Below are 16,040 nucleotides of genomic sequence, written 5' to 3' on the forward strand. Positions count from 1 at the left end.
TATGCGCCGTCTGGGTGTACGTTCGACAATCAGGCAGTTTTTCTCCGGTACCATGGGTTGATCAAAATTCCTGCGATCCAGGGAAGGTTCCGGTAATGGTCGCCGTGGGCGCTTCGTCGGTCGAGCAACAGGGCACGGGCCCCACCGCTCGCCGGATGATCCTGGGCACTCAGCTTCGCCGCCTGCGGGAACGCGCGGAAATCACGCGCGCCGAGGCCGGATACAGCATCCGCGGTTCGGAATCCAAGATCAGCAGGCTCGAACTCGGCCGCGTCGGTTTCAAGGAACGCGACGTCACCGATTTGCTGACCATGTACGGCGTCACCGACCCGGAGGAACGGGAACAGTTCCTGGCGCTGGTCAAGCAGTCCAACCAGCCCGGCTGGTGGCATCGCTACAACGACCTGATGCCGAAGTGGTTCGACGATTTCGTCGGGCTCGAGGAGGCCGCCGCGCGGATCCAGGCCTACGAACTGCAGTTCGCGCCGGGCCTGATGCAGACCGAGGAATACGCGCGGGCGATCGCGAGCCACGGTCGTCCGGAAGCGGCGAACGATGACGTCGAGCGCATGGTCGCGTTGCGCATGCGCCGCCAGAAGGTGCTGCTGAACCCGAAGGCGCCGCGCCTGTGGGCGGTCGTCGACGAATCGGTGCTGCACCGGCCCATCGGCGGGCGCCGGGTGCTGCTCGCGCAGATCGACCAGATCCTCGAACTCACCACGCTGCCCAACATCTCCCTTCAGGTTGTGCCCTATCGGATGAGCGGCTACGCGGCCGAGGGTGCGTTCACGCTGCTGCGGTTCGCCGAGCCGGAACTGCCGAACATCGCGTACGTCGAGCATCTGACCGGCGCGCTCTACCTGGAAAAATCGGACGAAATCGAGGCGTACAGCCGTGCGCTCGACCGGCTCGCGGTGGACGCGGAAACGCCGGACCGGTCGCGTCAGATGCTGTCGAAGATGCGGTCCGAAATTTGATCTTCAACCGTTTTCCGTAACGCTTCGTAGCCCGTCACTCGATCGAGTGACGGGCTTTTTCGTCCAATGGTGTCCATTGGCTGAAGGGCTTGTGTACCAGGTGAAAAAGACCTTGAGACAGCTCGTGCACGTGCATTCTCTCCTGCACGCACACGTGCTACCGTCATCGTCACAGTCAAATGCACGTGCATATGCAATCCCCCAGTGATCAGTCGGGAAAGGGTGGGGATCATGGCGGAACAGATCGTCAACGGCATCTCAGCCGAGCTTCTTGCCGATGTTTCGTGGCGCAAGAGCAGGTACAGCGGCGCGGTGGGGAACTGCGTCGAGGTAGCGCCCCTGGAGTCCGGCGAGATCGCGGTACGCAACTCGCGCTTCCCAAGCGGACCCGCTCTCGTCTACACGCGTGCCGAGATCGCTGCCTTCGTCGCGGGTGCGAAAGACGGTGAGTTCGATGACCTCGTCCACTGACACCCTGGAGAGCGATCAAGTCAGCGACCAAGTCGTCGTCGACATGGAAAGCGGCCTGAACGAGCTGATCGGGCGCGGCTACCAGTTCGTCCACCCCCGCAACGCCGAGGGCGAGGTCGTCGCCGTCGTCGGCGTGCGGGTGCACGACAGCGTGATCGACGTGGTCCGGCTGCACGCCGAGGACGATGTGATCGCCACCCGCATGCCGGGCGACGAGCCCGACGTCATGGTGCCGAAGAAGGTCTACTGGCAGGCCGCCGGTTCGGTGCAGACCGTGCTGAACGAGGTGCTGACCCTGCCGGAGGATCACGTGCCGGGGGAGGCCGCCGCGCCGGGCACACCAGCAGCCAGGGGCTGCTGGGTGCCCGGTGACGGGGCCCGCTCGAAGTGGCTGGCGGCGTCCTAGAACTTCGTCCAGGGAGTCGGGGGAAGCCCCGTCCGGAGTGGTCAGAGCCACTCCGGGCGGGGCTTCTGCCGTTCGGCGGCCGTTTACACTGGGACTCAGCCCGCCCTCGTCCTCAGGAGCACCTCGGTGGTTTCCGACCAGTTGAACGCCGGACACGCCCCAGCCGAACAGCCCGACCCCGAGCCGCGTGAGGAATGCGGAGTCTTCGGTGTCTGGGCGCCCGGCGAAGAGGTCGCGAAGCTGACCTATTACGGGCTGTACGCGTTGCAGCACCGCGGGCAGGAAGCCGCGGGAATCTCCGTCTCCGACGGCAACCAGATCGTGGTGTTCAAGGACCTCGGGCTGGTCAGCCAGGTCTTCGACGAGCAGGTCCTGTCCTCGCTGCAGGGCCACGTCGCGGTCGGCCACTGCCGGTACTCCACCACCGGCGCGACGATCTGGGAGAACGCGCAGCCGATCTTCCGCACCACCGACACTGGCAGCGGGATCTCCTTCGCGCACAACGGGAACCTGGTCAACACCGCCGAGCTGCGGGACCGGACGGCGGCGGCCGGGCTGAAGCCGCACGCCGGGCTCACCGGATCGTCGAGCGACTCCGATCTGATCTGCGGGCTGCTCGCCTCGTCCGCCGCCGACAAGGGCATCGAGGCCGCCGCGCTCGAGCTGCTGCCCACCCTGCGCGGCGCGTTCTGCCTGGTCTTCTCGGACGAGAACACGCTCTACGCGGCGCGCGATCCGCACGGCGTGCACCCGCTGGTGCTCGGCCGCCTGGAACGCGGCTGGGTGGTGGCCAGCGAGACCGCCGGGCTGGACATCGTCGGCGCGTCCTTCGTCCGCGAGGTCGAACCGGGTGAGCTGCTGGCGATCGACGCCGAGGGCCTGCGGTCGTCCCGGTTCGCGAACCCCGAACCGAAGGGTTGCGTCTTCGAGTACGTGTACCTGGCCCGGCCGGACACCTCGATCGCCGGGCGCAGCGTGCACGCCACCCGGGTCGACATCGGGCGGCGACTCGCCCACGAGCATCCGGCCGACGCGGATCTGGTCATTCCGGTTCCGGAATCCGGCACCCCGGCGGCGATCGGGTACGCGCAGGCGTCCGGCATCCCGTACGGCTCCGGCCTGGTGAAGAACGCCTACGTCGGCCGCACCTTCATCCAGCCGTCGCAGACCATCCGCCAGCTCGGCATCCGGTTGAAGCTCAACCCGCTGCGCGAGGTCATCCGCGGCAAGCGCCTGGTCGTGGTGGACGATTCGATCGTCCGCGGCAACACCCAGCGCGCCCTGGTCCGGATGCTGCGCGAGGCGGGCGCGCTCGAGGTGCACGTCCGGATCGCCTCACCGCCGGTGCGCTGGCCGTGTTTCTACGGCATCGACTTCGCCTCCCGGGCCGAACTGGTCGCCAACGGGGTGGACCTGGACGGCATCCGGCGTTCGATCGGCGCCGACTCGCTGGGGTACGTCTCGCTGGACGGCCTGGTCGCGGCCTCCGAACAGCCCCGCTCGCGGCTGTGCACCGCGTGCTTCAGCGGAGAGTACCCGATCCCGCTGCCCGACGACGCGCTCATCGGCAAACACCTGCTGGAGAGCCTCGAGGCCGCGGACGGCGCGGCTCGGCCCGTCGCCCCCGCGGGGTACGGTGCCGAGGACGCCGTCCGGCGTCCTTAGCGTCTGGTTCAGGGATGGAGAGCGCTTGCCGTGAGCGAATCCACGAGCGCAACGTACGCCGCCGCCGGGGTCGACATCGATGCCGGTGACCAAGCAGTCGAGCTGCTGAAGCCGCACGCGCAGCGTGCGACCAGGCCCGAGGTGCTCGGTGGCGTCGGCGGTTTCGCCGGGTTGTTCTCCTTGAAGCTGGACCGCTGGACCGAGCCGGTGCTCGCGTCCTCCACCGACGGCGTGGGCACCAAGATCGCCGTCGCGCAGGCGCTGGACAAGCACGACACGGTCGGCGTCGACCTGGTCGCCATGGTCGTCGACGATCTCGTGGTCACCGGCGCCGAACCGCTGTTCCTGCAGGACTACATCGCGGTCGGCAAGGTCGTGCCGGAGAAGATCGCCGCCCTCGTCGGCGGTATCGCGGAAGGCTGCGTCCAGGCCGGTTGCGCGCTGCTCGGCGGCGAGACGGCCGAGCACCCCGGGCTGATGGGCGAGCACGACTACGACCTGTCCGCGACCGGGGTCGGCGTGGTCGAGGCGTCCGCGATGCTCGGGCCGGAGCGGGTCCGGCCGGGGGACGTGGTCATCGGCATGGGGTCGTCCGGCCTGCACTCCAACGGGTTTTCGCTGGCCCGGCGCGTGCTGCTGGAGATCGCCCGGATGCCGCTGGACGGGCACGTCGAGGAGTTCGCCCGCACGCTCGGCGAGGAGATGCTGGAGCCGACCCGGATCTACGCGAAGGACTGCCTGGCCCTGGCCGCCGAGGCGGAGGTGCGCACGTTCGCGCACATCACCGGCGGCGGGCTGGAGGCCAATCTGGCGCGGGTGATCCCGCGCGGGCTGACCGCCGCGCTGGAGCGCGGCACCTGGACCCCGGCGCCGGTGTTCGCGCTGATCGCGCAGCGCGGCAAGGTGGCCGCCGCCGAGATGGAGAAGACGTTCAACATGGGCGTCGGCATGGTCGCCGTGGTGAGCCCCGAGGACGCCGACCGCGCGCTGGCCGTGCTCACCGCGCGGCACGTGCCCGCGTGGCTGCTCGGCGAGGTCCGGCCCGCCGAGGACCCGGACGGCCCGCGCGCGGTGCTGTCCGGCGCGCATCCCCGATTCTGATGCGCTGGCTCGCCTACGCCGCTTTGTCCACTGTGGACACAGTGGCCGCGGCGCGGCGGGCGCGCCGGGTCCGGCGGGTGACCAAGCCCGCGCTGATGCCCGCGCTGGCCGCCGCCGCGCTCCCCGGCAGCCGTTCGGCCCGCCCGGTGCGGCACGGGGCGGCGCTGGCGCTGGCCGGTTCCGCGGCCGGGGATGTGGCGTTGCTCGGCGACGGTGACCGCGCGTTCGTCGCCGGGGTCGGCGGGTTCCTGGCCGGGCACGCGGGCTGGCTGGCCGCGGCCGCCGGAACGCCGGGCGACCGGGGATACCTGCGGCGGAGGCCGTGGCTCGCGGCGCCGTTCGCGGCCGGGGTCGTCGCGGTGAACGCGGCGATCCAGCCCGCGGCGCCGAAGGAACTGCGCGCGCCGATCGCGGTGTACAGCACGGTGATCGGGGTGATGGGCGCGCTCGCGGTGGACGCCGCGGGCCGGTTGCCCGCGCGCCGGTCGGCGGCGACGATCGCGGGCGCGCTGCTGTTCCTCACCTCGGACACGCTGCTCGCCGCCGGGCGGTTCCGCGGGCTCGGCGGTTCCGCGCGCCGGTTCGATCTCGTGGACGGCGCGGTGATGGCCACCTACACCGCGGCGCAGGGGCTGCTCGCGTACGGCCTGCTCGGCGGGCGGGACTCGTCCGGTGCCCGGGGCTGACCTGGTCGTCACCAAGGCGCTGGTGATCCCGGACGCCGAACTGAGCGAGCGGTTCTCCCGGTCGTCCGGGCCCGGCGGGCAGGGCGTGAACACCACCGATTCGCGGGTCGAGCTGTCGTTCGACGTCGCCCGTTCGCCGTCGGTACCCGAGCCGTTGCGGGCGCGGTTGCTCGACCGGTTGGCGGGGCGCCTGGTCGACGGGGTGCTGACGATCACGGCGAGCGAACACCGGGCCCAGCTGGCGAACCGCGAGGCCGCGCGGGCCCGGCTGGCCGACGTCCTGCGCGCGGCCGCCGCGCCCCCGCCCCCGAAGCGCCGGGCCACCAAACCGACCCGGGGTTCGAAGGAACGCCGCCTCGCCGCCAAGAAGCGCCGCGGCGACGTGAAACGCGGCCGCCGCGGCAAGTTCGACGACTAACAGGCTTCGCACTTGGCCGACAAAGCGCGGGTGTGACGGGGGTCACGCAGCCTGGTGGGATGCTCGGGGTGTCTCCGGGGTGTGCGAGAAACAGTGCGGCCGGTCCCCCTGGCCTTCGGGGGCGTGGCGAGACGGGTTCGATGGGTGCGGGCCGATTTCCTTGTCCTGCTGGGGTATCTGGTGGCCGCGCTGGTGGTGATCGGTCCATTGTGGATGGATCTGCGGGGTGGGTACCTGGTCAACAGCATGCAGGACCAGAACATGTGGGAATGGTTCTTCGCGGTCACCGCGCGGAAGGTCGCGGAACTGGAGAACCCGCTCACCACCGACCTGCAGAACCATCCGCTCGGCGTGAACCTGATGGCCAATACCGCGATGCTCGGGATCGGCATCCCGCTGGCGCCGGTGACCTGGCTCTTCGGGCCGACCGTCACCTTCGCCCTCGCGCTCACCGGGGGGCTCGCCGGGACCGCGGCGGCCTGGTTCCTGGTGCTGCACCGGGGTTTCGGGCGTTCCCGCCCGGCCGCCGCGCTCGGCGGCGCGTTCTGCGGGTTCGCGCCGCCGATCATCTCGCACGCGAACGCGCATCCCAACTTCGTCGTGCTGTTCCTGCTGCCCGTACTGGTGCTGCGCGTGATCCGGCTGGGCACGAGCACGCGGCCGGTGCGCGACGGTGTCCACATCGGACTGCTGGTCACCGCCCAGATCTTCCTCGGCGAGGAACCGCTGCTGCTCGGCGCGATCACCTTCGGCGTCTTCGCGGCCTGTTACGCGATGCTACGGCCGCGGGAAGTCGGCCCGATGCTGCGCCCGCTGGCCAGGGGGCTCGGCGTGGCGGCCGGGGTTTCCCTTGTGCTGTGCGGATTCCCGCTGTGGTGGCAGTTCTTCGGGCCGCAGAGTTACGGCACGCTGTGGCACGGCCTGGCCGGTAACGACCTCGCGGCGTTCACCTCGTTCGCCACCGAAAGCATTGCCGGGGATCCCGCCGCGGCACGGGAATACTCGTTGAACCGCACCGAGGAGAACGCGTTCTTCGGCTGGCCGCTGGTGATCCTGTTCGGCGCGCTCACGATCTGCTTGTGGCGGAATGTCCTCGCCCGCGCGTTGGCTTTGGCCACGCTCGCGCTGGCCTGGCTGTCGTTCGGCATCGTGCTGATCGCCGGGGGCGCGGTCACCGCGATCCCGGGGCCCTGGCTGCTGCTGTTCCACCTGCCGCTGCTGGATTCCGTGCTGGTGTCGCGGTTCGCGCTCGGCTGCGTGCCGCTGGTCGGCGTGCTGCTCGCCCTGGCCACCGACCGCGCGCTCGCGGTGATCGCGACCGCACCGCAGGGCCGCCGCCGGTTGCGGGTGCTGTGGTGGGGCGTGCTCGCCGCGGTACTCGTCCCGATCGCGCCCACCCCGCTGGAAGCCGCGCCCCGTCCGGCCACGCCCGCCTTCTTCGCCGACGGCGCGTGGCAGCGGTTCGTGACGCGCGGTTCGGTCGTCGTCGTGCCGCTGCCGGACTCCGGGGACGCGCGGGCACTGCACTGGCAGGTCGCGGCGAACCTCGGCTTCCCGCTCGCCGAGGGGTACTTCGTCGGCCCGGATGGCAGTGCCGAGCGCAACGGAACCTACGGCGCGCGCCGCACGCGGACCTCCCAGCTGCTGGAGGAGGTCGGCGAATCCGGGGTGGCGGCGGACGTCGGGGACGCCGAACGCGACCAGGCCGCCGCCGACCTGAGATTCTGGGGCGCGGACGTCGTGGTGCTGCCCCCGCACGAGCACTTCGGCGCCCTGCGGGCCTCGGTCACCGCGTTGCTGGGCGATCCCGGCGGACCGGTGGACGGGGTGTGGGCCTGGGACGTGCGCACTGTGACTCAGTTCACACAACCGGAGCGGAGTGCGGCCGTGTCCTCACGGTGAGGGTGAAGGAGGTGGGCGGGTGCGCGCTGGGGACGAGCAGGCCTACACCGAGTACGTGACCGGGCGCCTGCCGGCGTTGCGCCGGATCGCGTACCTGCTCTGCGGCGACCCGCATCGCGCGGACGACATCGTGCAGACCGCCATCACCCGGCTGTACGTGCACTGGCGCAAGGCGGCCGCCGCGGACAACCTCGACGCGTACGTGCGCGCGATCGTGGTGCGGACGTTCCTCAACGAGCAGCGGCGCGGCTGGCTGTCCCGGGTGCGGCTGGTCGCCGAGACCCCGGCGCGGACCGCCCCGCCCGGGCCGGACGTCGAGGTCCGCGAGGTGCTGCACGCCGCGCTGGCGCGGGTCCCCGCGCGGCAGCGGGCGGTGCTCGTGCTCCGGTTCCTGTACGACCAGCCGGTCGCCGAGGTCGCCCGGTTGCTCGGCTGTTCCGCGGGGAACGTCAAGAGCCTCACCTCGAACGGGCTCGCCGCGTTGCGCCGCCAGCTCGGCGAGCGACCGGCCGTCAGCCTGGGGATGGAGTAGCGGATGGAGCAGACCGATCGAGAGGCCGCCCGCCTGCTCGGGCCGCTGCGGGAAGCCGGACCGGAAACCGGGCCGGGCGTCGACATCGAGCGCGCGATCCGGACGGGCCGCCGCCGGAAGGGGGCCCGGCTCGCGGTCCGCGCCGCGGTCGCCGCGGCGGTGACCGCGCTCGCCGTCGCCGGGCTGCCGAACCTCGTGGCCGGATGGTCCGGTGGCGCCGGGGATCTGCGGGTCGCCTCGGCGCCGACGGAGTTCGACGTGCGGCGCCAGGAGTTCGGGATCGGTTCGGCGGGCGGCTTCACGCCGTACGCCTTCGAAACCGGGAAGTACCGGCAGCGGGCTTACCTGAAACCGGACCGCAGCACCGATCCGGCGGCCCCGGCCGCCACCGCGACCTTGTACGCGGGCCGCCAGTTCGACCCGGCGGGCGATCCGGCGCCCCCGGTGCACGATCGCCGGGCGGTGTGGCTGGACACCCCGGGCCGCGCGGAGATCGCGTGGGAGTGGACCGACGGCGCGTGGGCGGTCGCGAGCGTTCCGGCGGATCTGCCGGACGCGCGGGACAGGGCGCACCGGGTCGCGCAGAGCGTCGAACCCGATGCGTCGACGCCGGTCCAGATCCCGTTCCGGGTGGAAACCCCGGGAGTCTGGACCGGCGTGGTGAGCGCGATCGGCAAGGCGGACCGGAAACCCTCGGTCCGCGTGGTGTTCGAAACGCCGGACGCCCCCGGGGAACCGGTTTCGGCCGGGATTCGCCCGAAGGACCCCGGGGCCGTCGCAGACGACCAGGTCGGCGGTCGGCCCGCGGTGGTCACCGAGACGAGCGTGACGATCCTCGACCTGGGTCAGGGGCTGTCCGGTTTCGTCTCGGCGGACCGTCCGGGGCGGCTGGGGGCGGACCAGCTCAGGCAGCTGGCCGCCACCCTGCACCTGGGGCCCTGAGCGGCTACTCGAGCCGCAGGTGCAGCATCTCGTCCGCGGGCCGGTAGCCGACCCGGGCGTAGACGCGTTCCTCCGCTTCGCCGCCCGGGGTGAGGAACGCCGTGCGGACACCGCGTTCGTGCGCCTCCCGGGTGAGGAACGCGGTGATCGCGGCCGCGATCCCGCGCCGCCGGTAGGGCTCGAGGACCCCGATCCCGGCGATCTCGGTGGTGCGTTCGGAAACCACGTCACCGACCCCGCCGCCGACCGTCGCCCCGGCGCCGGCTTCCCGCGCGAGCACGGCGAAGCCGCCGGACTCGACGATGGTGGGATGTTCGACCGGGTCGATCGGCGCCGGTTCGCCGAAGGCGATGTGCTGCGCGGCGGACATCGCGGCGAACTCCGCGTCGGAGGCGGGCACCACGAGTTCGATGCCGGGCGGAACCGGAACTCCGGCGACCGAGCCGGGCGGGCACACCATCAGCGGCACCCGGCGCTCCACCGAGTACCCGCGGTCGAGTAGCACCCGCTCGGCCGCCGGTGCGGTGCCGGGGATGAATTCCAAGCGGGGCAGTAGAGCGCGCCGCCGGAACGCCTCGGTCAGACCGTCCACATCGGACTGGCGGGGCGTGGCGCCGTCGTCCGGGATCGCGTAGTTGAGGAAGGGGTTGGCCGTGCCGGGCGAGAAGGTCGCCAGGAACGGGCCGATCCGCTCGGTGTCACGTCCGTGCGTCGCGTTGCGCCGGAGGTAGGACTGTATTGACATCTCGGTGTAATCCTTTCGAGCATGCGGAAACGTGCGCGCCGGGCGCGCGAATGGCCATGGCGGTACCGCTGCGGGGGTAGGTCATGGCGTTCCCGGTGCTCGAAGGATTGGCCGCGAACACGGCCGTGGGCAGCTTTCCACGATCGGCCTCGGTCGCCAACCGATTTTCCGGCCCACCGGGCGCCGGCGGACACGGCGTGTGATGGCACCTTGCCAAATTGAGTGCACGTAATCCGTTTGCACGATTGTGTACACCACGCGTTTTCGCGAAATATCGGATCATGGCATCATCTCAGGGCACGAGCGTGCGATCCAGGCAGGTCTCCGCGGAGTTGCGGCGCCTGCGCGAGGAGGCCGGACTGACCGGCGCGGAGGTCGCCGAGACGCTCGGCATGTCGGCGAGCAAGCTGAGCCGGATCGAGACCGGGAACCGCGGACTGCACCTCGACGACGTCGCCGCCCTGCTCGCCCTTTATCGCGTTCCCGAGCTTCGCCGCGACGAAATCCTGGCGCTGGTGACAAAGTCCGGCGACCAGGGGTGGTGGCACAGCCCGGGATCCGGATTGCCCGATTTGTGGAAGGAGCTCATCGACTTCGAGTCGCGGGCGATCCGTATCCAGAACTACGAACTCGCGCTGGTGCCGGGTCTGTTGCAGACCGCGGAATACGCCGGCGCGGTGATCAGCGGGATCAACCCGGCGATCACCGAGGCCGAGCTGGACACCCTGGTGGCGTCGCGGATGGCTCGCCAGGCGTTGCTCCGGCGCCGGTCGCTGAAATACCTGGCGGTCGTGGACGAAACCGCGCTGCACCGGGTCATCGGCGACGGCGGGGTCATGCGGCGGCAGCTGCGCCAACTCGGCACGGCCGCCGAGCATCCGAACGTCACGGTCCGGGTGGTGCCGCTCGGCGCGGGGGCGAACGCCGGTCTGCGTGGGCCGTTCGTGTTGATGGATTTCGCGGGTGAACCGAGCCTGGTACATATTGAGAATCAAGGAATCGGTTTGTTCCTTGAGGAACCGGAAGATCTGGCGGACTATCGGCTGGCGCTCGGGGGCATTCTCGACGATGCCCTGGCTCCCGCCGACTCCGTTGAGCTCATCTTTTCGGTGGCGGATCGCATCTGAGCAGCTCAGGGGGAGCGGGGATGACGGACAGCGGGGATCGCGGCACCTTTGCGTGGCGCAAAAGTTCGTACAGCAGTGACACGTCCAACTGCGTCGAAGTGGCCTTTACCGGTTCGACGGTCGGCGTGCGCGATTCGAAGGATCTCGACGCGGGCGCGCTATTCGTGTCACCCAATCGGTGGCATGAGTTTCTCAACGCCTTATAGCCCGGCTTAATACCATCTGCCGCGGCATGCCGGGGTATCGGCGTTCCGGTACGCACGGCGTGCGGACGGGCGCCGGGACGACCGGCCGGGAAATCAGGACACCCGTCCTGGGCGCGGGCACCACCGGGGCCGGGATCGGCCCGCGCCACCAGCCGCGGGTCAGGGTCGCGCCCGCCGCCGCGCCGAGGGTGTTGAGCAGCACGTCATCGGTCGAGGTGACCCGGCCGGCGTGGATCAGGTACTGGGTGAGCTCGATCAGCGTCGACGCGGTCAGCGAGGCGAGGACCACTCGCGGGAGCGAGCGCAGCGCGGGCGAGCGCAGCGGTACCAGCGCGCCGAGCGGGCCGAGCAGCAGGAGGTTCCCGGCGAACTGCCACGCCGAGCCGTATTCGCCGAACGCGGTGAGCACGTCCTCGCCCGGCAGCAGATGCAACCGGCTGCCGTGCTTCCCGGGGACCGGGAGGGTCACCAGGCACAGCGCCAGCGCCGCGGTCAGGGCGATGCTCACGTCGATCCCGGCGAGCACCGCGCCGCGTCTTCGACCGGAGCGCCCCGCCAGGACCAGCCAGCCGAGCAGCGCGACCGGCAGCATGACGGCGGCGATCGGAATCATGGCCCCGAAATCGCGCAGCAGATTTTCCACGCGTTCCCCTTTCCCCGAACGCGACTCCAAGATCACTTTCGCAGCACAAGACGATCTTGGCGCGCTCAACGGGACGCCCGTTGAGGTGATCTTGAAGTGGCGGGCGCGGCGATCGTGTACTTGCCGGGGAACCGCTGCTATCGGGGCCGGGTGGCGAGTGCGCGGGCCTCGTCCAGGAGGCGTTGCAGGTGCACGCCGCGGTGCACGTCGCACGGGTGCCCGGTCACGCCGCTGGCGATCAGCGCGGCGAAATCGTCCAGCAGCGCGGTGTAGGCGGCGTTCGCCGCGCCCGGTTTGCGGGCGAGCACCCGGTAGCCGCGATCGCCGTAGACCGCGACCTCGACGACGCTCGGTTCGATCGGCAACCGCATCGACATCGTGACCGTGCTGGTCGCGCCGCCGTCGTGCTCCAGGAGGAGGTGCCAGAGGTCCTCGCCGGTCCGGTGCGCGGCGAGCACCCGGGTGATCGGGCCGAGCGCGGCGTCCAGCAAGTCCAGGGCATGCGGGCCGACATCGGCCAGCGCGCCCTGCTCGTGCCGCCAGGGGGAGTTGCCGTACTTGTCGCCGAGCAGCGCGCCGGTCAGCCACCGCGCGCTCCCACCGGCCCAGCGGCCGGAACCGGCGAGGTCGGCGAGCCAGTCCTGGGTTTCCATCGCGTACCGCAGGATCAGCACCACCAGCGCGGCGACCCCGCCCTCGGACACCGCGTCCGCGATCCGCCGCGCCGCGGGAAGGTCCGGGGCGATCGGCTTCTCCAGGATCAGGTGCTTCCCGGCTCGCGCGGCCCGGACCGCGAGCTCGGCCTGCACGGCCGGGGGCACGGCGAACGCGACCGCGTCCACCTGCTCGAGCAGTTCGCCGAAATCGGCGGCGACGGCCGCGCCGTGCGGTTCGGCCAGTTCGCGCGCGCGTTCCGCGCGGCGGGTCCACACCGCGGCCAGGACGGTTCCCGGGTGGTCGGCGAGGCCGGGCGCGTGCACCGTGCGCGCCCACGGTCCCGCGCCGACCAGACCCACCCGCAGTTGCTCATCCACGCGCGCCATCCTGCCTTACTCGATTCGGTGCGGCATTCCGGTGACAGGCACCGCGCGTGGCGGTGATCGCCTTTCCCCGTGTCACCTGACTGAGTTAATGTCTCCTCGGGGACGCCTGTGCGTGCTCCTCGCGAATCTGGGGTGGGAAAGCCGGTGCGAATCCGGCGCTGACGCGCAACCGTATGCGACGGCCGTGGACCCGCGGCCGTGGTGAGCCGGACCGCCATCCCGGTTTCGGCCCGGCTTCACTGTCGCGTTTCGCAGTCATCGGGCCCGACGGCTCACAAGGCCGGTCCGGGGCTGCGGGATGCCAGCCCGAGAAAGGCAACGACATGACAAGGCGTGTGCTCGCCCTGTTGTTCACCCTGTTCGCCTCCGCACTGCTGATCGGCGGCCCGGCCACCGCGGCCCCGGCCCGCGTGGCCGGCTGGACCGAAGGGCCGTGCACCGGCCCGACCGGGGTCACCGTGGTCGCCGACCTCACCAAGTTTCCCGGCGGTTCGGTGATCCGCCGTTGCGACACCGGCACCCCGGCCACCGCGTTCGCCGCGCTGGCCGACGTCGGCCTGAACCCGGAGCACGGGACCGGCGAGGGCCAGACCGGACCGTACGAATACCTCTGCCGGATCAACGGCAAACCGGCCCCGGCGCAGGACCCGTGCACCGGGTTCGCGCCGAACGCGCCGTACTGGGCGTTCTGGGTGCCGGACAGCGCGAACGCCAACTGGACCTACGCCTCCGAGGGCGTGGACACCTACGTCCCGGCCGCCGGGGTGGTGCTCGGCTTCTCCTACGGCGCCGGAACCGCGTCCGACCCGAACCAGATGAGCCTGACGCTGGCCCAGGCCAAGGACCCGAACTGGCCTTCCGGTAGCTGATGGTTTTTCGCCGTTGCGGCGCCCTGCTGGGGTGCCTGCTCGTCTCGTTCGCCGTGACGGCCGCGCCGGCGTCCGCGGAGATTTCTCCGCAGGCGTCGGCCGCGGCCGGGTTCCTGAAACGGGAACTGGTCCGGCTGGGCTACACCCTGCCGTCCACCAACCCGAAGACCTCCGACGGCGGCCTGGTCGCGGACGTCCTGCTCGGCCTGCACGCGGCCGGGGAAACCGGCGACGAGTTCCGCCGGGCGACGCAGAAGCTCCGGGAGACCTACTTCAGCGCCAAGATCCGCACGTCCGGGCTGACCGCCAAGTACCTGCTGGTCGCCGTGCACGCGCGGGTGAACCCGCGGGACTGGGGCAACGATTCGGACGGCAAACCGATCGATCTGGTCGCGCGGCTGGGCGAGACGCTCGACGACAACGGCCGCTACCGGGATCTGCGCCCGGGCGCCTACGACCCGAAGTTCGACCTGTCGAACGTCTTCTCCCAGTCCCTCGCCCTGATCGCGATGCACGAGTTCGACCGGAGCGTGGCGCGGAACGCGGTCGGCTACCTGCTGCGCCAGCAGTGCCCGAGCGGCGGGTTCCGGCCCGCCCCGGCACCCGGCGCGGTGGGTTCGACGTGCACCGCCGAGGAACCGAACGTCGGCCCGGACTACACCGCGATGGCCGTCTGGGCGCTGGCCGAGACCGGGGCGAACCCCGCCGCGCTGAACAAGGGCGTGGCCTGGCTGCGGCAGCACCAGCAGGCGAACGGCGGTTTCGTCGGCGAGGGCATGCCCAACGCGAACAGCACCGGACTGGGCGCGCTGGCGCTGACCCGGGCCGGGGACCGCGCGAACGCGGGGCGGGCGACCGGCTGGCTGGCCTCGATGCAGCTGCCCGCCGACATCGCCGTCCCGGAGATGGCGGGCGCGATCGCGTACTCGGCGGACAAGTACCTGGAGATCCAGAAGGATCCCGCCGCGTACTGGAAGGGCGCCGGCCCGCAGGACCAGCTGCGCCGGGGTACCGCGCAGGCGCTGCTCGGGCTCGCCGCGACCGCCCCGACGGCCATCCCGCCGCGTCCGGTCGATCCGGGCGGCGACGAAGGCGGCCCAGCCCCGGGCCCGGCCCGGCCCGGCGGCGGAAAGCCGGGGAAACCCGGTACTCCCGGAAATCCCGGGACGCCGTCGCCCCCGGGTACCCCCGAGACGCCGTTCTCCCCGGCGGGCGCCACCCTGCCGTTGCCGCCGCCGGTGGCGCCACCCGCGCCGCAGGGCCCGGCCGACGCCGCCGCGCCCCCGGCCACCGTGCTGTCGATCGGCCGCGCCGACGCGTTGCCCGACCCGGACGCGGGGTTCGCCGGTTTCCTGCGCGGCCCGTGGGGCATCGGCGCCTCGGTGCTGCTCGGCTTCGCGATCGCCGGGGCCGGGTACTGGTTCCTGACCCGCCGCACAACGAAAGGTACTTCGTGAGGTTGTTCCGGCTCGCCGCGGTCACCGCGCTGCTGTTCGCGGTGCCCGCACCGGCCCTGGCCGTCGACCACCGCCGGGGCACGCCCGGCTACTGCCCCGGCCCGGACGGGGTCACGGTGGTCGTCGACTTCCAGGACCTCGGCGGGGACGTCCTCATCCGCTGCGCACCGGGTGATCCGGAGACCGGGCTCGAAGCGGTGCAGAACGCGGGGATCGAGATCACCGGCACCGATCGCTGGGGACTCGGGTTCGTCTGCCGCCTCGAGGGCAAACCCGGCCCCGATGCCGAACCGTGCATCGACACCCCGCCGAACGAGGCCCACTGGGGCTACTGGCACGCGTCCAACGGCGGCAGCTGGCGGCCCAGCCAGTACGGGCTGCAGAACCGGAACCCCCCGGCGGGCAGCTTCGAGGGCTGGTCGTTCTCCCGCAACCACACCGCGGGCAGCAATCCGGCGCCGCGGATCGCGCCGGTCCGGCCCGGCCAGCCGGTCGCCCCGCCGCCCCCGCCCGAGGCGCAGGACGCGCCGATCCCCGGCCGGGGCGGCGCGCCGCAACCTTCGGCGGCGCCGCCCGCACCACCCGCCGCGCCCACCACTTCCGCCGCACCGACGACCACCACCCCGGCCGCACCGCCGACGACCTCGGTCGGCGGGGTCGCCCCGGGCGGGGTGGCCTGGACCGGCGGCGAATCGTTGCCCCCGGCCTCGCCGGAGGGCGGGTTCCCGTGGGGCGCCCTGATCGGCGGGGTCGGCGCCTTGGTGCTGGGCAGCGCGGCCGGTTTCGTCGCGTGGCGGCGGCGCGGGCGCGGTGCCTAGGAACCTGCATCCCGGTGCGTGGTGGTTGTGGG

The 16,040-nt window shown here is 71.6% G+C and carries 18 protein-coding genes; 15 read left to right on the plus strand and 3 right to left on the minus strand.

Features of this window, described 5'->3' with window-relative positions; all coding sequences use genetic code 11:
• Positions 1-95: 95 nt before the first annotated feature.
• The 10 genes from FXO23_RS12845 (at position 96) to FXO23_RS12890 (ending at position 9,100) form a co-directional block, all read left to right on the plus strand.
• Positions 96-977, plus strand: a complete 882-nt coding sequence (locus tag FXO23_RS12845) for a helix-turn-helix domain-containing protein (protein ID WP_158884350.1) — start codon at positions 96-98, stop codon at positions 975-977.
• Positions 978-1,208: 231 nt separating this feature from the next.
• Positions 1,209-1,448, plus strand: coding sequence for a DUF397 domain-containing protein (locus FXO23_RS12850; RefSeq protein ID WP_158884352.1), 240 nt, complete (start codon positions 1,209-1,211; stop codon positions 1,446-1,448).
• Positions 1,432-1,854: a hypothetical protein gene (locus FXO23_RS12855; protein ID WP_179956753.1), complete on the plus strand. Its 423-nt coding sequence runs from the start codon at positions 1,432-1,434 to the stop codon at positions 1,852-1,854. Before FXO23_RS12850 ends, FXO23_RS12855 begins: the two co-directional genes overlap by 17 nt.
• Positions 1,855-1,980: 126 nt before the next feature.
• Positions 1,981-3,519: an amidophosphoribosyltransferase gene (gene purF, locus FXO23_RS12860; protein WP_246257177.1), complete on the plus strand. Its 1,539-nt coding sequence runs from the start codon at positions 1,981-1,983 to the stop codon at positions 3,517-3,519.
• 30 nt (positions 3,520-3,549) lie between these two features.
• On the plus strand, positions 3,550-4,620 hold the full coding sequence (gene purM, locus FXO23_RS12865) for a phosphoribosylformylglycinamidine cyclo-ligase (protein ID WP_158884354.1): 1,071 nt from the start codon (positions 3,550-3,552) through the stop codon (positions 4,618-4,620).
• The gene (locus FXO23_RS12870; RefSeq protein WP_158884356.1) at positions 4,620-5,306 is read left to right on the plus strand and encodes a lysoplasmalogenase family protein; all 687 of its coding nucleotides are present in this window, start codon (positions 4,620-4,622) and stop codon (positions 5,304-5,306) included. Before purM ends, FXO23_RS12870 begins: the two co-directional genes overlap by 1 nt.
• Positions 5,293-5,724 carry an alternative ribosome rescue aminoacyl-tRNA hydrolase ArfB gene (gene arfB, locus FXO23_RS12875; RefSeq protein WP_179956754.1) on the plus strand — a complete coding sequence of 144 codons (432 nt, stop codon included), beginning with the start codon at positions 5,293-5,295 and terminating at the stop codon, positions 5,722-5,724. Before FXO23_RS12870 ends, arfB begins: the two co-directional genes overlap by 14 nt.
• Before the next feature lie 123 nt (positions 5,725-5,847).
• Entirely contained in the window at positions 5,848-7,626 is a 1,779-nt protein-coding gene (locus FXO23_RS12880; RefSeq protein WP_246257178.1) for a glycosyl transferase, read from the plus strand.
• A gap of 19 nt (positions 7,627-7,645) precedes the next feature.
• Positions 7,646-8,158 carry a SigE family RNA polymerase sigma factor gene (locus tag FXO23_RS12885; RefSeq protein WP_158884358.1) on the plus strand — a complete coding sequence of 171 codons (513 nt, stop codon included), beginning with the start codon at positions 7,646-7,648 and terminating at the stop codon, positions 8,156-8,158.
• Positions 8,159-8,161: 3 nt separating this feature from the next.
• Positions 8,162-9,100 (plus strand): hypothetical protein, encoded by a 939-nt coding sequence (locus FXO23_RS12890; RefSeq protein WP_158884360.1) that lies wholly within the window; start codon positions 8,162-8,164, stop codon positions 9,098-9,100.
• Positions 9,101-9,104: 4 nt separating this feature from the next.
• Here the strand turns inward: FXO23_RS12890 and FXO23_RS12895 are convergent, their stop codons facing one another.
• Positions 9,105-9,845 (minus strand): GNAT family N-acetyltransferase, encoded by a 741-nt coding sequence (locus FXO23_RS12895; protein WP_158884362.1) that lies wholly within the window; start codon positions 9,843-9,845, stop codon positions 9,105-9,107.
• 281 nt (positions 9,846-10,126) lie between these two features.
• Here FXO23_RS12895 and FXO23_RS12900 point away from each other — a divergent pair, with 281 nt between their 5' ends.
• Together FXO23_RS12900 and FXO23_RS12905 are read left to right on the plus strand one after the other, a co-directional pair.
• Complete coding sequence (locus FXO23_RS12900) at positions 10,127-10,972, plus strand: helix-turn-helix domain-containing protein (protein ID WP_158884364.1); 846 nt, start codon at positions 10,127-10,129, stop codon at positions 10,970-10,972.
• Between the two features lie 20 nt (positions 10,973-10,992).
• Complete coding sequence (locus tag FXO23_RS12905) at positions 10,993-11,178, plus strand: DUF397 domain-containing protein (RefSeq protein ID WP_158884366.1); 186 nt, start codon at positions 10,993-10,995, stop codon at positions 11,176-11,178.
• Here FXO23_RS12905 and FXO23_RS12910 read toward each other — a convergent pair.
• Positions 11,165-11,821: a VanZ family protein gene (locus FXO23_RS12910; RefSeq protein ID WP_158884368.1), complete on the minus strand. Its 657-nt coding sequence runs from the start codon at positions 11,819-11,821 to the stop codon at positions 11,165-11,167. The genes FXO23_RS12905 and FXO23_RS12910 overlap by 14 nt on opposite strands.
• A gap of 137 nt (positions 11,822-11,958) precedes the next feature.
• Positions 11,959-12,855: a Gfo/Idh/MocA family protein gene (locus FXO23_RS12915; RefSeq protein WP_425484859.1), complete on the minus strand. Its 897-nt coding sequence runs from the start codon at positions 12,853-12,855 to the stop codon at positions 11,959-11,961.
• A gap of 332 nt (positions 12,856-13,187) precedes the next feature.
• Here FXO23_RS12915 and FXO23_RS12920 point away from each other — a divergent pair, with 332 nt between their 5' ends.
• The 3 genes from FXO23_RS12920 to FXO23_RS12930 are packed head-to-tail and all read left to right on the plus strand — an operon-like array spanning position 13,188 to position 16,008.
• Positions 13,188-13,733, plus strand: a complete 546-nt coding sequence (locus FXO23_RS12920) for a hypothetical protein (protein WP_158884372.1) — start codon at positions 13,188-13,190, stop codon at positions 13,731-13,733.
• Positions 13,733-15,190, plus strand: a complete 1,458-nt coding sequence (locus FXO23_RS12925) for a prenyltransferase/squalene oxidase repeat-containing protein (RefSeq protein WP_158884374.1) — start codon at positions 13,733-13,735, stop codon at positions 15,188-15,190. Before FXO23_RS12920 ends, FXO23_RS12925 begins: the two co-directional genes overlap by 1 nt.
• Positions 15,187-16,008 carry a hypothetical protein gene (locus FXO23_RS12930; RefSeq protein WP_158884376.1) on the plus strand — a complete coding sequence of 274 codons (822 nt, stop codon included), beginning with the start codon at positions 15,187-15,189 and terminating at the stop codon, positions 16,006-16,008. The genes FXO23_RS12925 and FXO23_RS12930 overlap by 4 nt, the downstream gene beginning before the upstream one ends.
• Positions 16,009-16,040: the final 32 nt, after the last annotated feature.

Source organism: Amycolatopsis anabasis, from assembly GCF_009765355.1.
GTDB lineage: Bacteria > Actinomycetota > Actinomycetes > Mycobacteriales > Pseudonocardiaceae > Amycolatopsis > Amycolatopsis anabasis.